General features: G+C 64.6%; 2 protein-coding genes. Both read right to left on the reverse strand.

Annotation, left to right across the window (positions count from 1 at the left end; all coding sequences use genetic code 11):
• Positions 1 to 23,683: non-ribosomal peptide synthase/polyketide synthase (locus tag GOEFS_RS07510; RefSeq protein ID WP_007317300.1), on the reverse strand; the 23,683-nt coding region annotated here is incomplete at its 3' end.
• A partial coding sequence (locus GOEFS_RS07515; RefSeq protein ID WP_007317301.1) for a hypothetical protein occupies positions 23,680 to 24,072 on the reverse strand: 393 nt, incomplete at its 5' end. The genes GOEFS_RS07515 and GOEFS_RS07510, both read right to left, overlap by 4 nt.

Here is a 24,072-nt window from a genome sequence, read left to right on the forward strand (position 1 = left end):
CGAGTCGCTGGCCACGCAACTTCACCTGGAAGTCGGAGCGGCCAAGGTATTCCAGTTCTCCGTCCGTGTTCCAGCGCACCACATCGCCGGTGCGATATAGCCGCCCACCGGCCGGCCCGATTGGGTCGGCGACGAAACGTTCGGACGTCAGATCGGATTGTCCGGCGTAGGCACGTGCCAATTGCACGCCGCCGAGGTATAGCTCGCCAGGTACGCCGACGGGTACCGGCTGCAGCCGCGCATCAAGCACATGGCCGGTGGTATTCGGCACCGGCCGGCCGATTGGCACGACCGCCTCTCCGACGAGGACTTGGTGGCTCGTCACGTCGACGGCCGCCTCGGTTGGACCGTAGAGATTATGCAATTCGAGCCGCGGTAGCCCGGTGACCACGGCCTGCGCGACCGCGGGCGTCAACGCCTCACCGGAGGTGAACATATACCGCAGGGACACAAGGGTATTCAGTCGCTCTCCGAGTACATCGATGAACGCCGACAGCATCGATGGCACGAAATGCATAACCGAAACTCGATGTGCGTCTATGAGGCGTGCCAGGTACTGCGCGTCGCCATGCCGACCGGGTTCGGCAATCACCAGCGTGGCGCCGATCTGCAATGGCCAGAACAACTCCCACACCGAAACGTCAAACGTATAGGGCGTCTTTTGCAGCACCACGTCGCGTGCGGCGATCGGATACGCCTCGTGCATCCAGCCGAGCCGGTTCGCCAGTGCGGCACGCGATATCGTCACACCCTTCGGGCGCCCCGTCGAACCCGACGTGAACAGGGTGTAGGCAGCATGGTCACCACGGATCGGCGCCACTCGCTCGGCGTCGGTCACCGGTTCAGTCACCAGTGATACATCGGTACTCGCGTCGACCACCATCAGGCGCGCACCATTGGCCCGCGCCGCGGTCGCCACCTCACCTTCGGTGGTATCGCCAGACACCAGTACGAGTGCGGCGTCGGCGATGCCGAGCATGTAGTGCACTCGATCCGCCGGGGTGTCGACATCGATCGGGACGTAGTGACCGCCGGCGGTGAAGATCGCGTGTATCGCGAGCATCATCTCAGCCGACCGTGGAATACACACCGCCACTGCGACATCCGGGCCAACGCCGGCCGCGATCAGCTCACGGGCGAGGACCGCCACCCGCGCGTCGAATTCGGCATAGGACACCTTCCGCTCGTCCACCACGAGTGCCGCCTTGGCGGTCTTGCCCCGTCGCAGCTCAGTTGCCAGCGACGGGTCGCTCTCGCCAATCGACCGGTCGAGAACCGTGGACAGGGCATCCCGCGCGACCAACGGCGCGTCGCCGACGGCGGCTTCCGGATGTGCCGTCAGCGCGTCCAGTGCCATCAACCAGCGGTCGACCAAATCGCGCACCGTCGTGGCGTCGAATAGATCCGTGGCATAGATGAGCGATCCGGGCCATGCGTCACCAAACCCGGCGACGACGACATTGAAGGTGAGATCCAGTTGTGCGGGCACCGTAGGCAGTTCCAGCGGAGTGACCGACAATTCTTCACTCTCGAACAGCAGGTCGGTGTCCACCTCCTCCGACACATTCAACATTATCTGGGCCAGCGGCGAAAATGCTTGCGAACGAACTGGATTCAGCTGGTCGACCAGCGACTCGAACGGTAGGTCGGCATTGCCGAACGCACTCAGGTCGGTAGCTCGAATCGCGGTTAGCAGATCACCGAAGGACTGCCCCACATCCACGTGCGCCCGCAGGACGAGAGTGTTGACGAACATGCCGACCAGCGGGTCGAGTACCGCAGATCCCCGCCCGGCAACCGGCGTGGCTACCGCGATATCGTCGGTACCCGACGTCCGCGCGAGTAACACCGACAGCGCCGCGTGCAGCACCATGAACGGTGTCACGCCGCTACGGTGGGCGAGATCCTCGATACGCATCGCGGTGCCGCGAGGGATCTCGAATTCGACTAGGTCGCCTCGGTGCGACGCGACTGCTGGCCTCGGTCGGTCCGCCGGCAATTCCAGTACATCTGGCAAGCCGGCCAAAGCCGTTGTCCAGTAATCGATCTGCCGTCCGACGATCGAGTCGGGCTCATCAGCCGAGCCGAGTGCGGTGTGTTGCCACAAGGCGTAATCGGCGAACTGAACAGGCAGCGGGGCAAACGACGGAGCGGTACCGGCGGCACGGGCCAGATAGGCCGTCACCATGTCGGTGACCAGCGGCGTGGTTGATTCGCCGTCGCCGACGATGTGGTGCATAACCACCATGAGCACGTGGTCGTCTGCGGCCGTCGACAGCAGACGGACCCGTAGACCGACGTCACGAGCGACGTCGAAGCCGGTCGATGCCGCTCGCACCAGATCATCGTTGGACTGCACCTGCGCCCAATCCACAGCTGCCGCAGGCGATCCGACCGCATGGACCAACTGCATCGGCACGCCGTCCACCGCCGGGAACGTGGTACGGAGAATCTCGTGGCGCGCCACTACGTCGCCGACGGCGGCACGAACAGCGTCCACGTCCAGGGCGCCGGTCAGCCGCAGTCCGATCGGGATGTTGTACGTCGGTGCCGAGGTGTCGAATTGGTTGATGAACCACATTCGCTGCTGGGCAAAGGATAGCGGGATGGTTTCGGGACGAGGACTGATCGCGGTCACCGGTGGCACCACGGCAGTGCCACCGACGATGACGGCTGCCAGCTCTCGCGCCGACGGCGCGGCGAACAGGTCGCGGACCGACACATCGGCGTCGAAGGCATCCGATACCCGAGCCGCGACACGGGTCGCCGAGAGGGAATTTCCGCCGACATCGAAGAAGCTCGCCGTCACCGAGACTCGGTCAATTCCCAGCACATCGGCGATCAGTTCGGCGATCAGCGCTTCTCGCTCGTCGGCCGGGCCGACATACTCGACCGCCTCGATCACGGGTTCCGGCAGGGCATTTCGGTCAACTTTGTCCGAGGCGGTAAAGGGTAGTTCATCCAGTTTCATCCACACGGTCGGACGCATGAATTCCGGAAGAACCTGCGCGAGTGCCTGTTTCGCCGCGTCGACGTCAACCGAGGACGGCGCGACATAAGCGACTATGTGGTCATCGCCGCCGGCGACGGCCACGACTGCCGCTGCGTGAATGACATCCGGACGGGCAATCAGCGCAGCTTCGATCTCACCGAGTTCGATCCGCTGACCGTGGAGTTTGACCTGAAAGTCCGTGCGACCCAGATACTCGAGCTCACCGGTTGTCGACCATCGAACCATGTCTCCAGATCGGTAGAGACGCCCGCCGGGTTCACCGAACGGATCGGGAACGAATCGGGAAGCCGTCAACCCCGGTCGTCCGGCATAGCCGCGCGCCACCTGCACACCACCCAGATACAGTTCGCCCGGAATCCCCACCGGCACCGGACGCAACCGCGAATCGAGTACCAAAACAACACAATTCGCGATCGGTCCACCGATCGATACTGCCGCGTTGCCCGCGCGCAGTTGTTTGACCGTCACATAGATCGTGGTTTCGGTCGGACCGTATTGGTTGTGCACTGCCACCGTCGGCCACAGCTCGCCGATCCGCTCCAGGAGTGATGGCGGGGTCGGCTCACCACCGGTGTGAATCCTGGTCAGTGACCGGAACCACGAATCCCCCTGGGCAGCAAGGGTATCGACCATCGCCGATAACAGCGACGGCACGAGGATCGCCGAGGTCACACCGTATCGGTCGATCGCCGCCGAGATGCGGTGCGGATCTCGGTGTTCACCCGGTGCGAGTAGAACCAGTGTGCCGCCAACCACCAGCGGCCGGAAGAAGTCGGCAACCGATGGGTCGAAGGTGTACTCGGGAACCTGAAGGAAGACATCCGAGGCGTCGAATTCATACCACGCCTGGTCGGCGGTCAGGTGGGAGATCAACGCCCGATGGGTAACCGTAACGCCCTTGGGTCGCCCGGTCGATCCCGACGTAAACAGTGTGTACGCCGCGTGATCCGGGAGCAGCGGCGCGAGCCGGTCCGCGTCCGTGACCGGCACCGCAGACAAGTCCGTAGCTCCCTCGGCATCAACCGTTTCGACGACGACACCCGTCTGAACGGCTACTTCCGACGCGCGGACCGCGGGGCTGCTGTGATGAACCAGGAGTACCGCTACATCCGCCGTATCGAACATGTACCGCACGCGATCAGCCGGCGACTCGACGTCGACGGGCAGGTAGTGTCCACCCGCGGCGACCACCGCACCGATTGCCACCGCCATCTCGATCGAACGCGGCAGACACACTGCGACAGCGACATCCGGTCCCACCCCGGACTCGATCAGCCGGCGCGCCAGCGTGGCGACGCGCGCGCCGTATTCGGCATAGCTCACCATACGGTCGCCGAAGCGCACGGCAGCGGCATCGGGCGAGTTATTCGCCTGAGCAGCAAGGAGATCGGCCGCAGTCTGTTCGACGACGGCGATTGTCTTACCCACCGATCGCGAGTCGCGTTCGGTGGGGTCATCGACGAGCGCGATGTCACCGATCAGCGCGTCCACGTCGTGCACTGCGGCACGTAGTACCCGCTCGATCACGTCGGCGAAGACAACCACCTGATCTTCTGCGAAGACACCCGGCAAGTATTTAATCTTGACCTCGAGGCGATCGCCGGCAGGTGTGGTCCCCAGGTTGAGCGGATAGTGGGTGGCATCGCGAGCGGTGACGTCACGTAGGACCGCGCCACCGGGCAGGTCCGCTCCCTGAGAGAGCGATTGCGTGTTGATCGGATAGGACTCGTGCACCGCGAGAGTATCGAAGAGCACCGGGAGTCTGGTTAGTGCGGTGATCTCCGGCAGTCCGATGTGCTGATAGTCGAGCACCGACACTTTGGCGGCTTGCAGCCGGTCGAGTACCTCGCCGATCGTCGCGGACGGGTCGACATCGACGACGGCCGGAAGAGTGTTGATGAACAGACCGACCATCGCATCGACGCCGTCGAGATCGGCTGGACGTCCCGACACGGTCTCACCGAAGGTGACCACGCGGTTGCCGGTCAATTGGGACAGCAGTACGGCCCACGCGAATTGCGTTATGGTCGAGACGGTTACGCCACGCGAACGGGCCACCGACTCGATACCCGCCGACAATTCCGGGTCGAGGAAAACTGTGTGATCGGCGGGCAGCTGATCATGAGTTGCCTCGGCGCCGCGCGACACCAGCGTCGGGCTCTCCAGCGGGGCGATTATCTGGCGCCAAGCAGTTAGCCCGGCTTCGTCGTCGGCCGTTCCCGGTAGCGCTAAGAAGTCACCGAAATCATTACCCGAGGTGTTGATCGTCCCGGTGTAGGTCTGCCCCGTTGCGTACAACGCGAGCAGGTCCGCGATTAACAGCGGACTCGACCAGCCGTCGATCAGAATATGATGGCTCGTCACTACCAGGCGTACGTCAGAGCCGTTGTGCACCAAGACGAATCGCATCAATGGTGGCGAGCTCAGATCGAATGGCTCGACCCGCTGCTGGTCGACGATCTCGGTGAGGCTGTCGGCGAATGTCTGAGCGTCGACGCCGCCCAGGTCGACCTCGGACCAGGGCGCGGCCGCATTCGGCGGCACGACCGCGACGACCGTGCCACTCGCGGTCCGCACATAACCCGACCGCAAAACGCGGTGACTCGCGAGCAACGACTGAGCCGCACCACGCAATCGGTCGATGTCGATGTCGCCGCCGAGTTCCAACGTCGCCTGGGCGATATAGACATCCACCGCGTCGGGGTTCGCGGCTGCCATCTCGGCCTGGAACACGAAGCCGCGTTGCAATGGCGACAAGGGCCAGACCACCGCGCCCGGATAGTCTTGAGCAAGCAAATCAAGGTCATGCTGGCTCAGCTCGACACCGGATACGTCCGATGGTGACAGACCCGGGTCCCCTACTGTCGCAACAAAATCGACGATGGCATGTAGCTCTTCGGTCCACCGGCGGGCCAGATCGGCGATATCCTCAGAAGCGAATAGCGCACTGGGGAAACCGAATACAGCGGAGAACGATCGACCGTTCTCGCCGCGCACGGTGTCGACGTTGACTGTCAACGCATTCGCGGCGACCATATCGCCGCGGACCGTACCGGGCAGGCGCGGAGCATCTGCCGCCGGCAGCAAGTCTCCGGAAGTGTCTTGTCCGCCAGCGACATTGCCCAGGTAGTTGAAGGTGATCGGCGGCAACGGACGCGCGGCCAACTCCGGGCTGCCGCCATAGCGCAACAACCCAAATCCAATACCTTCTGCTGGCTTGCTCAGGCGTTCTTCCTTGGCCGCCTTTACCGCATGGGCGATATCGCCGGACGGATCGAATCGCATTGGCTCGATCGTGGTAAACCAGCCGACGGTGCGCGAAAGGTCGGCCCGCGCCGCGTCCGGCCCGTGCGCGAGGACCTCTTCGTAGCGTCCATGGCCCTCCATCAAGATCGATACCGGGGCGTCGTCGTCAATACCGCGATCGGCCTGCCACGACCGCACCGCACGCGCGAACGCGGCGATCAGTGGGTCATTGACCGCTCCGCCGAATGCCTGCGGCACTGTTGTGAGAATCGCTTCGGTCACCTGCGCCGGGACGTCTTCGACGAGGGTGTGCACGGTGTGCGCACGGTCGCGGGCCCGGTCGAAGTGGACACCGAGGTTGGTCACCTTCTCTGGGGTACGGGCCAGCCAATAATCGACCTCGTCGGAACGCTCGGCTATCCGATCGAACAGGGCGCCCGCCCACGCACGCATCGACGTCGCTTCGCCGCGCAACGAAATCTCTTGCCCGGCAGCATGATGCGCCCAGGCGGTCACCACGTCTTCGATCAGCGCGCGCCAGGACACCGCGTCGGTGGCCAGGTGATGAACCACCAGGACCACTCGCCCGGCGCCGTCAGCGGCACGGACCAGAACCGCGGCCACATTGTGTCCGGTCGCGGGATCCAGTCGCGCCGAAGCCTGCTCGAACGCGGCGATGACATCGTCACCGAAACTCTCGGTGTCGATCCGGTGGGCCGACGCCAGCTCGGCAACCCGCGCCCGGCCCGGCGAACCCGCGGAGAGTTCCCAGACGCCGTTGGGCTGCGTCAGGGTCGCCGACAGCATCGGATGTGCCGACACGACGGCATCGAGCAGATCGGTCAACACGCCGACCGTCAGGTCGGCGGGCGCCTGCAGAACCGCGGACTGGGAGAAATCTGCGAAATCAGTTGAACTGTCACTCTTTTCGAGCATCCACGACACAATCGGCGTCAGTGGCACCAGCCCGGCCCCACCACCCTCGGGCTCGGCGAGTTCAGGTATCCGCGCGTCGTCGGTCCCCGAAGCCGCCACAATTCCCCGAATTGTCTTGTGTTCGAAGATCTGTCGCGGGGTGAGCACGATACCGGCCGATTTCGCCGCGGACGCCAGCTGAATCGACATGATCGAATCGCCGCCGAGCGCGAAGAACGACTCGGCCACACTCACCCGGTCCACGCCGAGCAGTCCCCCGACGATTGCGGCGAGCTGTTCTTCGGCAGCGTTGGCCGGGGCCTCGTACGCCGCCGAGGTTCCCAATTCGGGAGCGGGCAAGCCCGCGCGATCCAGTTTGCCGACCGGCGTCAGTGGCAGCGACTCGAGCACCGCGATGCTGCCCGGAACCATATATTCGGGCAGGCGGTCGGTGAGCCATTGGCGCAATGCGGCCACGTCGACATCAGCGGTACTCACCACGTATCCGGCCAACCCGGAGATCACCGATTCACCTGAGTCGACGATCCCGCCATCATCGCGCACGCCGACGACCACTGCCGAGGAAACCGACGGGTGCTCGGCCAATGCGGTCTCTATCTCACCGAGTTCGATGCGCAGGCCACGTAATTTGACCTGATCGTCGCTACGACCCGAGTATTCGATAACCGCCTGCCCCGAGGCATCTCGGTGCCAGCGCACCACATCGCCGGTGCGATACATCCGATCACCGGCGCCCCCAAAGGGATTCGCCACGAACCGATCCGAGGTGAGCCCCGGTCGGTCCAGGTAACCGCGAGACAATGCTTCACCGCAGACGTACAGTTCGCCCGGCACACCGACCGGGGCTGGTCGTAGCCGATTGTCGAGAATGAGTAGCCCCACCCCGTCGATCGGTCCGCCGAGCGTGACTGCCTCGCCCACGGCCATCGGCGCGCCGATGGTCACGCCGATCGTTGTTTCGGTTGGGCCGTAAAGGTTTTGGATACGCCGGAACGGAGCCCACTGGTCCTTGAGTGCGGCCGGGACCGCTTCGCCGCCCGCGTAGACGACCCGCAGGGCGGGTAGCACCGCGGCATCGAGGGTCGATAGCACCGTCGGCGTCAAGAAGGTATGGGTTACCGCTTGCCGCATCATGTAGTCCGACAACACTTCTCCGCCGATCGCATCGGACGGCCGATACACCAGGACGCCGCCGGTGATCGTAGCGAGAAGATATTCCAGAACCGAGGCGTCGAAACTCGGCGACGCGAATCCGAGCACTCGTGAGTACTCGTCCGCACCCGAGCGACGCATCTCCTCGGTCGCGAAATTGGCCAAACCGGAGTGGGTGACAGCGACACCCTTCGGCCGCCCGGTGGAGCCGGAGGTGTAGATAACGTACGCGGTATTGGAAATACGCACCGGCGCAAGGCGTTCGGTATCGGTGATCGGAACGTCCGCCAAGCCCGCCACGTGGGCAGCGGTCGTCGAATCGTCGAGGCGTACCCAGTCGAATCCATGCTCGGGAAGGTCACCGGCGTCGGTGACCGAGAGACCGAGAACGGCGCCCGAATCTTCCACCATGTTCGCAACGCGCTCAGCCGGATAGTCCGGATCGATCGGCACATATCCGCCGCCGCTCTTAGCCACCGCCCAGATCGCGGTTAGCAGTGTCGCCGACCGCTTGATCGCCAATGCGACCAGCTTCTCCGGCCCGATCCCCTGCGCGATGAGCCAGCGCGCCAATCGATTCGACCGCTGGTCGAGTTCGGTGTAGGTCAGCGTCACACCGTCGGCATCCACAACCGCCTGGCGCATCCCATGTCGCTGGGCCGCATCGACGAACAGGTCGGCCAGCAGTACCGGTGCGGTACCGCGGCCGCTGGTGATGACGGCGGCATGCTGCTCGACGACCGGGGCCGGGGCGGGCTCGGCGGCAGGAGGCGGCGCGAGCAACTCGGCGACCGGCTGCCCGGCGTCGAGAATGATGTCGCCGACCGCGATCCGAGTGTCGGCAAGTACGGTATCGAGCACGGTGATCAGTCGGTCGGCCAGCGAACGCACGGTGCCGGAGTCGAAGAGATCTGTGGCGTAGACGATCGAGCACTGCCACGCCTGGCCTTCTGCGGGAACGACATTCACCAAGAGATCGACGCGCGCAGGCACGGTGTCGGCGGCGACCGGGCTCACTCGCAGGCCAGCGACCTCCCCCGAGGACAACTCGGCACCGGCGAGTTCGGGCAGCGCCGTTTGATTGAAAGTCAGCCACACCTGCGACAGTGGTGCGAAGGCCGAAGACCGCACCGGGTCAACGGCTTCGACAATCGTCTCGAACGGCACATCCGCATTGGCGAAGGCGTCGAGGTCGATGGCCTTGGTATCGGCGAGTACATCGGCGAACGACGCCGCGCCGTCGATTCGGGTCCGCAGCACCAAAGTGTTGACGAACATACCGATCAGCGGATCGAGTACCTGCTGTCCGCGTCCGGCGATCGGGGTGCCGATCGCGATATCGTCGGCAGCGCTGAGCCTGGCCAGAAGTACGGCGAGTGCCGCGTGCACGACCATAAAGTTGGTCGCACCGGCCTCCTGGGCGATAGCGGCGATCCGCGTCGAGGTCTGTGCGGGAAGGTCGAAGACCACCTGCGCCCCGGCCTGGGTCGCGACGGCCGGTCGCGGCCGGTCGGTAGGTAGGTCGATGACGTCGGGTAGCCCGGCCAACTGTGTTGTCCAGTAGGACAATTGACGGCCAACCACGGAAGTAGCGTCGTCGGGAGCGCCGAGTACTTGATGCTGCCAGATGGCGTAATCGGCGAATTGCACTGCCAGCGGCGCGAACTCGGGCACGCGTCCGTCGCTGCGAGCCAGGTAGGCGGCGACCAGGTCCGTCACCAGAGGCGCCAGTGATTCGCCGTCGGATGCGATGTGCTGGGTGACTATCGCGAGAACATGATCGTCGTCGCCCGCCGGCCACAACCGGAACCGGATCGGATACTGCGTACTGACATCGAAGCCCGCGCTCACCGCGGCGGCGATCGCCTCCTGCGAATCGACTATCTGCCAATCGATATGGGAGTCAACCTCCGAGGCGGCATGTACCTGCTGGACCGGCTGGCCGTCCCGCTCCGGGAACAGTGTTCGCAATACCTCGTGCCGGACAATCAGATCGCCTACCGCGGCGCGCAAGGCCGGCACATCGAGTGGTCCGGACAAGCGAAGAACCACCGGAATGTTGTATGCCGACGAATTGGGATCGAGCTGATTCACGTACCACATGCGCTGCTGCGCGAACGACAACGGCACCCGTTCGGGCCGCGGCACGGCAGCGGTGATCGACGGACGAGCTGCCCCATCGAGTTCGATAGCCGCGAGCTCACGAATCGACGGATGCGCGAAGATATCTCGTACCCCAACCTCGGCTCCGCGCAACTCACCAACTCGGGCGGCCAGACGCATCGCCGAGAGGGAATTGCCGCCGATATCGAAGAAGCTGTCGGCGACACTGACTCGCTCCACACCGAGCACATCAGCGAAGACGCGCGCCAGCTCACGTTCGGCGGGGGTCTCCGGCGCCACATAATCGTCGGTGGTGAATACCGGGGCCGGCAACGCCTTACGATCGAGTTTGCCCGCACTATTGAGTGTCACGTCGTCGAATGCCACCCACACCGACGGCACCATGTAGACCGGCAACGACTGCGCCACAGTATCTTTCACCAGATCCACGTCGACCGTTGACGGCGACACGTAGCCCACCAGGTGCTGCACACCATCGGCCGCATCGAGAACCGTGGCTGCGGCGTGCACCACGCCGGATACCGCTGACAACGCCGACTCGATCTCACCGAGCTCGATACGCTGACCACGCAGTTTGACCTGGAAGTCGGTGCGGCCCAGGTATTCCAGTACCCCGTCGGCGCGGCGGCGCACCAAATCGCCGGTGCGGTACAGACGCTCACCAGAACCGAAAGGATCGGCCACGAATCGCTCAGCGGTCAGCTCGGGGCGTGCGGCATATCCGCGCGCTAGCTGAACCCCGCCGAGATATAGCTCGCCGGCCACTCCGTCAGCGACCCGATGTAAACGCGAATCGAGGACAACCGACGACGAATTCCATACCGGCACACCGATAGCAACCGACGGCGCGGACGAATCGACCGTTTCGATCTCCTCGTAGGTGATCTCGACGGCTGCTTCGGTCGGTCCATAGAGGTTGTAGAAGAGCACCGAGGGCAATGCGGCACGCAACTCGGCCGCGACGGCGGGCGGTAGCGCCTCACCGGTCGCCGACACGATCCGGATCGATGTCAACGACGAAATCCGCTCGCGACCAACGACTTCGCAGAAGACCGACAGCATCGACGGCACGAAATGCACCATCGTTGTTCGCGTGCGGGAGATCTCATCTGCCACGAATGTCGGTCGCAGGTGGCCGTCCGCGGTCAAGATCGTCATACATGCGCCGACCATCAGCGGCGCGAACAACTCGGGTACCGAGACGTCGAAGGTATAGGGAGTCTTCAGCATTACCGTGTCGGTCTGATCGATCGGCAATTCCTCCAGGCCCCACCACAATCGGTTCAGCACCGCACGATGCGAGAGGGTCACGCCCTTGGGCCGTCCGGTCGAACCGGAGGTGAATAGCGTGTAGCAAGCGTGGTCTGCGCGCAAGGGGGTCACGCGATCCGCATCGGTCACCGGCTCGGAATCGAGATCGACCTCGCCGGACGCGTCGATACCGAGAACCGGGAGTCCGCGCTCGGTTGCCGCGACAACGACGCTCGCGACCGACTCGGCATCGACGACCAGTAGTGCCGCGACGGCTGCGGTATCCATCATGTACGCCGCACGCTCGGCCGGCGCGGTGGTGTCGATCGGTACGTATTGGCCGCCGGCAGCGGTCACCGCGTGGATGGCCACCACCATCTCGACCGACCGCGGCATCGCCAGTGCGACAGCGGTATCGGGTCCGATCCCCATCGAAATCAATTCGCGGGCAAGCGTATTCACCCGCGCGCCGAACTCGCGATAGGACACTGACCGGCCGGCCGATTCCAGTGCGGCACGCTCGGGCGACCGGGCGATCTGCCGAACGATCGCGTCCGGCAGGGTGACGACGGCGGGCAGCTCGATGTTGGCGCCGCGTTCTCGGCCACGAAGAACCGCGACCTCCCCGGCGGGCAGCATGGCGGCGTCGCCGACGGCGGCATCGGGGTCGGTGGTCACCGCGTCGAGCACATCGACGTACCGCGCCATCATCGACTCGACCGTCAGCGGGTCGAACAGATCAGTCTCGAAAGTCACCGATCCCTGCCAGGCGGCGCCATCGCGATCGGTAGACACTGTGATGTACAGATCCAACTGGGCCGGGACGTCGTGCGGCGTCAGCGGCGAGACATTCAGTCCCGCAACCGAAACATCGACATCGTTCACCGACGCACCCGGATCGAAGGACAACAACACCTGAGCCAGCGGCGCGAATGCCTCGCTGCGGACCGGGTCGACCGCGTCAACGACGGTCTCGAACGGCACGTCAGCGTGAGCGAAGGCATCGAGATCGACGGTGCGCACCTCATCGAGCAATTCGCGGAAGGTATCCGCGGAATCAATTTCGGTTCGCAGCACCAGAGTGTTGACGAACATGCCGATCAACCGCTCCAGAACCCGATGACCACGTCCGGAGACCGGTGTGGCGATCGCGATATCAGTTGACGTGCTGAGTCGGGCGAGCACTACGGCAAGCGCCGCGTGCAGCACCATGAACGGAGTTGCTCCCTGCGATTGGGCGAGCGCTCCGATCCGCTGCGCGATTGACCCGGGAATCGCGAAGTCGACGCTCTGGCCACGATGGGACGCGGCATGGGCTCGCGGACGATCGGTAGGCAAATCGAGAACGTCCGGCAATCCGGCCAATTGTTCTGTCCAATAGGACAATTGCCGCCCAACCACCGAGTCGGAATCGTCGGCGGAACCGAGCGCGCGGTGCTGCCACAGCGCGTAGTCGGCATACTGCACCTCGAGCGGAGCGAATAGCGGCGCGGCACCAGCCGAACGCGCGACATATGCCGTCAACAGATCGGTCACCAACGGCAGCGACGACTCGCCATCAGCCGCGATGTGATGGGAGATGACCGCGAGGACATGCTCGTCGCCGTCACTGTGGAGTACAACTCGCAGGGGCCACTGCCCGGTAAGGTCAAAGCCGGCCATCGCCGCGGCGAACAATTCCGCCTCGGAACCGACCGTTCGCCAGATATCGCGATCGTCGAATTCGGTTACCGCACATACTTGTTGATGTGGAACGCCGTCGATCGCGGGGAACACCGTGCGTAAGATCTCATGTCGCGCAACGATATCGACGACTGCGGCACGTAGTGCCCGCGTATCGAGCGCGCCGGTCAGTCGCAGCACCGCCGGCAAGTTGTACACCGGCGAATCGGGTTCGAATCGGTTTATGAACCACATTCGCTGCTGCGCGAAGGACAGCGGGACAACATCCGGACGCGGCACCACCGCGACGATCGGCACCGACGCCGCAGGGCCGGAAGTCGATGCGGCGAGCAGCGCACGTACGGTCGGCGCCTCGAACAGGTCACGTACCGACAGATCAACGCCGAGTACTTCCCCGGCGCGAGCGGCAAGTCGCATGGCGGACAACGAGTTGCCGCCGAGATCGAAGAAAGAGTCGGCGACGCTAACCCGCGCTACCCCGAGCACGTCGGCGAAGACTCGGGCAAGAGCTGCCTCGTCCTCGGTCTCGGGCTCTGCGAACTCCGCTTCCACACCACCGAAATCCGGCTCGGGCAAGGCGTTTCGATCGATCTTACCCGCACTGTTCAACGCGATATCGTCGAGCACCATCCAGACGGTGGGCACCATATAGACCGGAAGTGACTCCGCAACAGTGTTTTTGATCGCTTCCAGGTCGAGCACATCGCCGCCGCGACCGGCCAGGTAGCCGACCAGATGCTGTGATCCACCGGGGCCCTCGGCAACCGTAGCCGCGGCATGCACCACTCCGGGAGCACCCGCCAGCACCGACTCGATCTCCCCCAGCTCCACCCGCTGGCCACGCAACTTCACCTGAAAGTCGGTGCGGCCCAGGTATTCGATGTTGCCATCGACAGTGCGCCGCACCAGATCACCCGTTCGGTACAACCGGGCACCCGGTTCCCCGTACGGGTCGGCGATGAAACGGTCTGCGGTGAGATCGCCGCGAGCGGCGTATCCGCGCGCCAATTGCACACCGCCGAGATAAAGCTCACCCGGAATGCCCGGTGGAACTCGGCGGAGGCGTGAATCCAGCACCACCGCAGACGAATTCCATACGGGGACACCGATCGGCACGGTCAGATCATCGGCGCTGATCCGTCGGATCTTCTCGTAGGTGATTTCGATGGCCGCTTCGGTGGGGCCATACAAGTTGTAGAACAGAATCTCCGGCAGCCAGTCACGAACCTGCGCCGCGAGCCCGGGCGGAAGGGCCTCGCCCGTAGTCGAAATGATGCGGACCGAATCCATCTCGCGTATCCGGTCCTCGCCGACGATCTCGGCGAACACCGAAAGCATCGACGGAACGAAGTGAACCATCGTCGCCCGCGTTCGCTCGATGGTGTCGGCGACGTACAGCGGATCAAGATGCCCGCCGTCGTTGAGTACCACCAGCGTGGCGCCGACCATCAACGGTGCGAACAATTCCGGCACCGAGCAGTCGAAGGTGTAGGGCGTCTTCTGCACCACCACATCGGTTGCGTCGATTGGTAATTCGTCCAGGCCCCACCACAGCCGATTCACCACCGCGGCGTGCGATAGCGTCACACCCTTAGGTCGTCCGGTCGACCCCGACGTGAACAACGTGTACACGGCATGGTCGGGCCGTAGCGGCGCCAGTCGCTGCGCGTCGGTCACCGGCGGCGTCGACAATTCGACCTCGACGTCGGAGTCCACCACGACGATGCGCGCCCCGCAGGAGGCGGCGACCTCGGCCGCAGCCGAGGCGGCGGTGGGCTCGGCGAGCAGAAGGATCCGTGCCCCGGACGTCGCGAGCATGTACTCCACTCGATCGCCGGGCGCGGTCTGGTCGATCGGGACATATTGACCGCCCGCGGCAACGATCGCGTGGATCGCGACCATCATCTCGACCGATCGGCCGATGCACACCGCGACAGCCGAATCTGGTCCAACTCCCATCGAAATCAGTTCGTGCGCAAGAGTGTTCACTCGCGCCGCGAACTCGACGTAGGAGACTTCGCGTCCTTCGAACCACAGTGCCGTGTCCTGAGGCGATCGCCGAGTCCACGCGGCAGTCACATCGGCGACCGTTCCCGGCGGCGGGGTGGGACGGGCGCCCCATTCGAGCTCGCGCACACGAGCGAGAGCATCAGAATTCATCAGACCGACGTCGGCGCTCGCGGTGCGCGGCCGCTCAGCGAACGCACGCAGGATCTCGACCAGCGCCGCCGCGAACACGGTGATCTGTTCGTCGGCGAAAGCTCCGGGGAGATATTTCAGCTCAATCGACAGACCATCGGCCATCGGCGAGGTGACCATATTGAGCGGATAGTGCGTGGCGTCGGTCGAGTCGATACCGCGGATATCGAGATCGCCACTGGCCGAAGCTCCCAGCGCGGACAACGATTCTGTGTCGACTGGATACGACTCGTGGATCGTGAGGGTATCGAAGCCAACCGGCAGACCGGAGGCGGCGATGATATCCGGCAGCACCAGATGCTGGTGGTCGAGAACAGCGATCTTGTCCCGCTGCAGCCGTTCGACGATCGAGCCCAAGTCAGTCTCGGGATCTACGTCGACAACCACCGGCAAGGTATTGATGAATAGACCGACGGCGGATTCAGCGCCCGGCAACTCGGCCGGACGCCCCGACACCGTCTCGCCGAAGGTGACCACCCGATTACCGGTCACCCGGGCGAGAAGAATCGCCCAGGCAGATTGCAGCACCGTCGCCAGCGTCGAATTGTGCTGACGTGCTACCGATTCCAGTGTCCGGATCAGCTCGTTATCGAGGACCACTGCCGAGACTCGCGGCATCGACTCCGCCGTTGCCTCCACCGTCGGAGCGACGATGGTAGGGCCGTCGACACCGCTTAGCACCTCGCGCCATGCGGCCAGTCCGGCAGTGGCGTCGGTGCGCGCGACCAGGTTCAGGAAGTCCGCGAAATCACCCTCGGCGGGGTCATTAGTGTAGGCCTTTCCGGTCGCATAAATCGCCATCAGATCCGCGAGTACGAGCGGTCCAGACCACCCATCGAACAGAATGTGATGATTGGTGATCACGACATCAACCCCGTCGGCGTGACGGACCACGACGACGCGTAGCAGTGGCGGCTCGGCGAGATTGAACGGAATCGTCTTCTGTTCCAGCGCTATCCGCGCTACCCGCTCGGCGGCGGAATCAGTGGGATCGGTGACATCGACCACCGACCACGGCACATCAACGGAATCGGGCACCACCGCGACGATCGAACCGCTTGCGGTGCGCACGAAACCCGACCGAAGCACCCGATGCCGAGCCACCAGTTGGCCGACCGACTTACGCAGCCGGTCGAGGTCAACGTCGGGACCGAGATGCAGAACAGCTTGTGTCACATAGACATCGACCGCGGCGTCGCCCGCCATCTCCGCTTGGAAGTAGAGTCCGCGCTGCAACGGTGCGAGGGGCCAGATCGCGGCGTCGCCGAACCGGGCGGCCAATGCGTCGAGGTCATCCTGGCTGACTGCGACACCCGGTACATCCGATGGTGAAAGTCCCGGATTCGACTGCGCGAGAGCGGCACCCACCGCGGCGAGCTCGCTCGTCCACCGCTCAGCGAGATCGGCCACGTCCGGATCGGAGAGCACGGCGACCGGGAAACGCAGGGTAGCTCGCAGTACGGGTAGTCCATTGTCAACGGTGGTGTCCACGTTGACGGTCAACGCGGCCATCGCAGCCATCGCACCCGACGGCGACCCCGGCAGGACGGGTGCGGCCACATCCGGCACGAAGCCGATCTCGGATGCGGCGCCAGCACCACCGGCCGCCGCGCCCAGGTAGTTGAAGATCACCGACGGCAGTGGGCGCGAACGTAATTCGTCATCGCCGCCATACCTGAGCAGTCCGAAACCGATACCGTTATCCGGCTGCCCCAGTCGCTCTTCTTTCGCGGCTTTGACCGCATGGACGATGTCGGCGCCGGGGTCGAGATTCAACGGCGCGACGGCGGTGAACCAGCCGACCGTTCGGGATAGGTCGGCGCGACGCGGATCCGGTCCGGACGCCAGCACTTCCTCATATCGGCCATGCCCCTCGGCGAGGACCGAGACCGGCCCGGTGTCAGCGAGTCCCCGGACCCCCTGCCACGATCGGACCGCCCGTGCGAATGCCCCGAGCAGAATGTCGTTGACGTTGCCGCCGAACGCTTCTGGTGCCGCGCGCAGAAGAACTTCGGTGAGTTCGGCATCGAAAATCCGGGTTAGCACCGACGAGGTTCGCTCAACGTCACGCGCGGGCTCGAGTGGCGCACCGAAGTCGGTGGGCGTCGCGGGTAGCCGGTCGAGCCAGTAATCGCGTTCAGCTTCCCGCTCGATGACCTGGTCGCCCAGTGCCGCGAACCACGTTCTCGCCGAAGTGGTTTCGCCGCGCAGCCGGTATGGCTCGCCCGCTTCGTGTTGCCCCCACCCGGTAGCGAGGTCTTCGACAATGGTGCGCCAGGACACGGCATCGACGCCCAGGTGATGCACCGCGATGACCACGCGGGACCGGCCGTCTGAAGCTCTCACCAACGCGGCGCCGACCAGCCGCCCGGTCATCGGGTCCAACTGCGCCGCCGCCGAAGCATGCGCGGCAAGAAGATCGGCGTCAAATCGCGGAGTGCCGATACCATCGGCGGATTCGATGACTTCGATCCGGCTCGAATCGAACTCGTCGCCCGTGACGAGATGCGGACCAAGGTCGTCGAATTCCAGACGGGCGGTGAGCATCGGATGTTCGGCGACGAGCGCGGCGATCAGCTCTGACAGGAGCTGCCGCGTAAGCCCCGCTGGCGCAACCAGGACGACCGCCTGCGAGAAGTCGGCGAATTCGGTTGGCGTGCGGGCGAACTCCAGCATCCACGAGGCCGCGGGCGGCAATGTCGCTTCGCCCGCACCACCGCCGGGCAGTTCGGCTAGCGGCGGGATCTGCCGATCGGCGGCCCCAATCGCCGCGGCCATCGCGCGGACCGTGCGGTACTCGAAGATCTCGCGCGGCGATAGGTGCAGCCCCGCGGCTCGTACGGCCGCCGCCAACTGGATCGACATGATCGAGTCCCCGCCGAGTGCGAAGAAGGATTCGGTGACACTGACCCGATCCCGCCCCAGTACACCCGCGACCATCGCCGCGAGCTGTTCTTCGATCGCTCCCAGCGGCGCCGAGAAACCTGACTCCGTATCGGCAAACTCCGGCGCCGGCAGCGCGCGGCGATCGATCTTTCCGGCACTGTTCAGCGTGATCTCATCGAGCACCATCCAGACCGACGGCACCATATACGACGGTAGCGCCGACCCGGCGACCGCCCGCACCTCGGCAAGGTCCGGATGTTCTCGTGCCCCAGCCAGATACGCGACGAGGTGTTCGCCACCACCCGGCGCCGTCACGACGGTTGCCGCCGCGTGCACTACTCCCGGAGCCGAGGCGAGTACTGCTTCGATCTCACCCAACTCGATCCGCTGGCCACGCAATTTGACCTGAAAGTCGGTGCGGCCCAGGTATTCGATCTGACCGGAAGTATTCCACCGCACCAGATCGCCGGTGCGATACAACCGCTCGCCGGCGGTCGAGTATGGGTCGGCCACGAAACGGTCAGCGGTCAGATCGCCCCGTGAGGCGTAGCCGCGCGCCAGCTGGACTCCACCGAGATATAGCTCGCCGGGTACATCAGCGGGCACCGGCCGCAGACGCGCGTCGAGAACCAAAGTCGTTGTATTCCATACCGGTTCACCGATCGGGACGGAGAGGTCACCGGGTCGCACGGTGTATTCGGTCACGTCGACCGCGGCCTCGGTCGGCCCGTACAGGTTGACCACCGAGGCAGCACTGTTCGCTCGGATCAGCTCACCGGCCGGGCCGCTGGTGAGCGCCTCACCCGAGGCGAACACGCGCCGGAGACTGATGAGATCCGACAGGCGCTCGCCGAGCACATCGACAAAGACCGAAAGCATCGACGGAACGAAGTGGATGACCGAAACCGAATGTGTCACAACGAGATCAGCGACGTGGGATGGATCGCGGTGCGCGTCGGGAGCGGCAACAACCACACTCGCGCCGATAGACAGCGGCAGGAACAACTCCCAGACCGAGACGTCGAATGTATACGGCGTCTTCTGCAGGAACACATCGGTAGCCGACAGGCCGTATCCGTCTCGCATCCACGCCATGCGGTTGACTATCGCGGCATGGGTGACGGTAACGCCTTTGGGGCGTCCGGTGGATCCCGAGGTGAACAGCGTGTAGGCCGCGTGTTCGGGACGCAGCGGCGCGATCCGCTCCGCGTCGGTCACCGGGACGGACTCGATAGGCACACTCGTGGCATCGACCGTGATCAGCCGGACGGCGTCGAGACCGTCGACCGCTGGCGGTATCGCCGCGGCCACCAAGATCGTGTTCGCGCACGCGGTGGCCGTCATATAGCGCACCCGCTCGGGTGGAGCGGAGGTATCGATGGGGACATAGTGTCCGCCAGCGGCGACCACGGCGTGTATCGCGACCATCATCTCCACACTGCGGTCGATCGCCACACCGACCGCGACCTCGGGTCCTACCCCGATCGAGATGAGCTGATGCGCAAGCTGATTCACCCGCGCGCCGAATTCGGCGTACGTAATTTCACGCTCGCCGAAAATGAGCGCAACCGCATCGGGCGCCTGCGCGACCCGCGTCGGGAGGGCATCGCCCAATAGAGCTGGCGGCACGGACACGACCGGACCGCGTGAACGCGTGAGTGCTTCGGTGCGTGTCTGTGCCGATGCCAATGGCACATCGCCGACCACCGCCGAGGGGTCTGCCGTCAACTCGCCCAGAACCCGGACGAAGGCGTCGGCGAGTCCGGCGATGGTCGATTCATCAAACAGGTCGGTGGCGTAGACCAGGGTGCCGGTCCACGGCTGTCCCGAGCCACCGGACCGAATGATCGCCGAGATGTCCAATTGCGCGGGTACCACCGGCGCGTCGATCTGCTCGAACTCGACACCCGCGACCGACATCCCTAGTCGCTGTGCCGATGCCGCCGGATCGAAGGAGAGCATCACCTGTGCCAGCGGCGCGAATGCTTCCGACCGCACCGGGTCGATGGCGTCGACGATGCTCTCGAAGGGCACATCGGCGTGTGCAAAGGCGTCGAGATCAGTGGTGCGGACGCGCGACAACAGGTCGGCGAACGACTCCGTGATATCAACCGGGGTGCGTAACACCAAGGTGTTCACGAACATTCCGACCAGATGGTCGAGGGCGGCCTGACCACGTCCCGCGATCGGTGTGGCGATAGCGATGTCATCGGTCGCGGTCATCCGCGCCAGCAACACCGCGAACGCCGCGTGGGTAACCATGAACGCGGTCGTGCCGGTGTCACGTGCCACCGCGGCGATACGATCGCCAACCTGAGCGGGAATGTCGAAGGCCAGTTGCGCGCCGGTATGCGATGCCGCCCGGGGACGCGGTCGGTCGGCCGGGAGATCGAGCCGTTCGGGTAGACCGCCTAGCTGCGCGAGCCAGTACGAGAGTTGTTTGCCGATAACCGATTCCACGTCATCGGCGGAGCCGAGCACATCATGCTGCCACAGAGCGTAGTCGGCGAATTGCACTGCCAGCGGAGGGAATTCCGGCGCGACCCCCTGTGCCCGCGCGGTATAGGCGGTCACGATGTCGGCGATCAACGGCAACATCGATTCGCCGTCGGTGGCGATGTGATGCGCCACCAGAGCGAAGACATAACTGCCGGGCTCCTCGGTGAGCAGCCGGGCCCGGATCGGCCACTGGGCCGTGACGTCGAATCCGCCGGCAACCGCGGCGACGATGTCGTCGCGCGAATCGGTGATCTGCCAATCAAGCTGTCGGTCAACCGATTCCGCGGAATCGATGATCTGGACCGGTGTTCCATCCTTGGCCGGGAACGTGGTTCGCAACACCTCGTGGCGGATGACCGCATCCGCGACGGCCATCCGCAACGCCTCGACATCGAGGTCCCCGGTCAACCGGAGTAGTGCCGGAATGTTGTAGGTCGATTCGGTGGGATCGAACTGGTTGATAAACCACATGCGCGACTGGGCGAAGGACAGCGGAATCCGGTCCGGCCGCGGGCTGGACGCGATGATCGGCGGCAATCCTGCCTCGACACTCCCGGCCCGCTCGGCGAAACCGCGCACGGTCGGCGCCTCGAACAGGTCGCGGAGATTGAGTTCGACGCCGAGTTCTTCACAGGCCCGCCCGACGATCCGTGCCGCGAGAAGAGAATTCCCGCCGACGTCGAATACCGACTCGACTGCCGAGATGGTCTCGATGCCAAGCACCTCGGCGAAGATTCCGGCGATAACCGTTTCGGCATGCCCGCGAGGGGCGACGAACTCGGCGGTTGCCGCAATAACCGGTCGCGGCAACGCTTTTCGGTCCAGCTTGCCGTTGACGTTCAGCGGCAACTGATCGAGCGACATGATGATGTCGGGCACCATATAGTCGGGTACCTTCGCACCGGCGGCAGCCCGTACCTTGGCGATATCCAGACCCGCTCCGTCGGCACCGACACCGACGACGTATCCGACCAACTGGACCACATCGTCGTCGCGCTGGTAGGTGGTCGCGGCAGCCGCGTTGACCCCGGGCGCGGCGAGTAGCGCGGCTTCGACCTCGCCGAGCTCGATACGAAAACCGCGGACTTTGACCTGTCCGTCACTGCGGCCGAGGAATTCCAGAGATCCGTTGCGAACGATCGCCACATCGCCGGTCTGATACATCCGTCGGCCGCTGTCGTCGAATGGGTCGGCGACGAAACGCGTTGCGTTGAGGGCGAATCGGCCCGCGTAACCGCGCGCCAATTGATCGCCGGCGATATATAAATCACCGGGCACGCCGTCGGGCACTTTCGCCAGCCGACTGTCGAGGACATAGGTCCGCGTGCCCTCCAGCGGCATTCCGACATCACTGGCGAGCGTCGCGGCGACGAACTCCGGGGTAAGAATCCGGCGCGTCATGTATACCGTCGCCTCGGTCGGCCCGTACATGTTGTTGAGCTGCGGACCGTCGTTGCCGTCCTGGCTGCGACGATCGGCGTGCCAACGGCGCACCTGCTCGAAGTCGAGTGCTTCGCCGACGAAGATCATGTACCGGATCGACTGCGCGAGACGTCCCGGCGGCGTCGAATGTCGCCCGGCCGGTGCGCGCACCGCACCCGCGAGTTGATAGAACGCCGACGGCGTCAGGTTCACGACGGTGACTTGCTCACGCTCGAGGACTTCCACGAAATCCCCCGGCGAGCGAGTGGTGAAGTAGTCGAGCACCACCAGACGACCGCCGAAGGCGAGCGATACCCAAATCTCACCGACCGACACGTCAAACGCATAGGACTGGAACATCGTCCAGACGTCTTCGCAACCGAAGTCGTATTCGCGCCCCATCGCCGAGAGCAGCGTGACGACATCGGCATGGGTCACCACAACGCCCTTGGGTTTGCCGGTGGAACCCGAGGTGTACATAACATAGGCCGGATGCGCCGGATCGATCCTGGCCGGGATGGCCGCGACATCGCCGGCACTGCCCCGCTCGGCGATGTCGGCCATGGTGGCCATCGGCGCGTTCAAGCTTGCCCAGGCGACGGCGGTGTCCTGATCGGTAAGTACCGCAAGCGGTTTCGCGTCATCGACAATCGCGGTGAGCCGGTCGAGCGGATGCGACCGGTCCAGTGGCAGGTACGCCGCCCCCGACTTGATGATGCCGAGCAGCGCGACGATCAGGTCGGCATCGCGATCGAGTGCCACACCGACGAGGCGTTCGGGACCCGCGCCCGCGGCGATCAGACCCGCGGCCAGGCTCGTCGACCGAGTATCGAGCTCAGCGTAGGTAAGCGAGGCGCCACGTAGGTCGGTAAGTGCGGTTCGAGTGCCGAATCGGTATGCGGCAGAACGGAACAGCCCAGATAGCGACCCGAGGTCGGTGCTGCCGGCCAATTCGAATGCGGCAGCGCGGATCTGTCCGAGCGCACCCCGCATACCCGTCGCGATCTGTTCCGGTGACTTTCCCGCGTTGTCGAGTTGTCCGGTGATGCTGGCTCCGACAGCGGCTTCGGTGTCCATGCCTTGAGCGGCGAACACTCCAGCGGTCATCGATGTTTGAGCGTGCAGTTGCCCGAACGGCACCGGACCGGACGCGCCGGTGAACGCGACGGCATGCGGAGTCGTCGCCGCGGCGAACGCGATCAAATCTAAGGTCGACGGATTCTCACCCCAGCCACGCGAAAGATCAGCAGCTCCAGAATCGACAGCGGTCACGTTCGATTATTTCCTTCTCGCAAGTCGACGGACATTCCAGTAACTGCGGCGGCATTGGATCGCAAGCTGCCCAGAGCTTCGTCGAGCGCGGCCGGACCACCCGCTGCGAGGCCGGGCACGGTACTCATCAATGCCATCGTAAGCGCGGCATCGGCATCCGATCCAGGCAGCGCGGCGGCCATCGCGGTGACCATCGCCGACAGCTCGCCAAAAGTGAGACCGGGCCCCTGCGCTTGCGCTGCTGGATTCTGTAGCGCTTGCGCTGCCGGGTCCGCATTGGTTGCCGCTGCCACGAGATCGGTCAGGGCGACATCGGCCGCCGGTGCGACGGCCGTGATCTGCTCCTGGGCGGTGAGAATCACAATATCGCCCACGATACATTCGGTGTC

This window comes from Gordonia effusa NBRC 100432 (genome assembly GCF_000241305.1).
In the GTDB taxonomy this organism is placed as follows: Bacteria; Actinomycetota; Actinomycetes; order Mycobacteriales; family Mycobacteriaceae; genus Gordonia; species Gordonia effusa.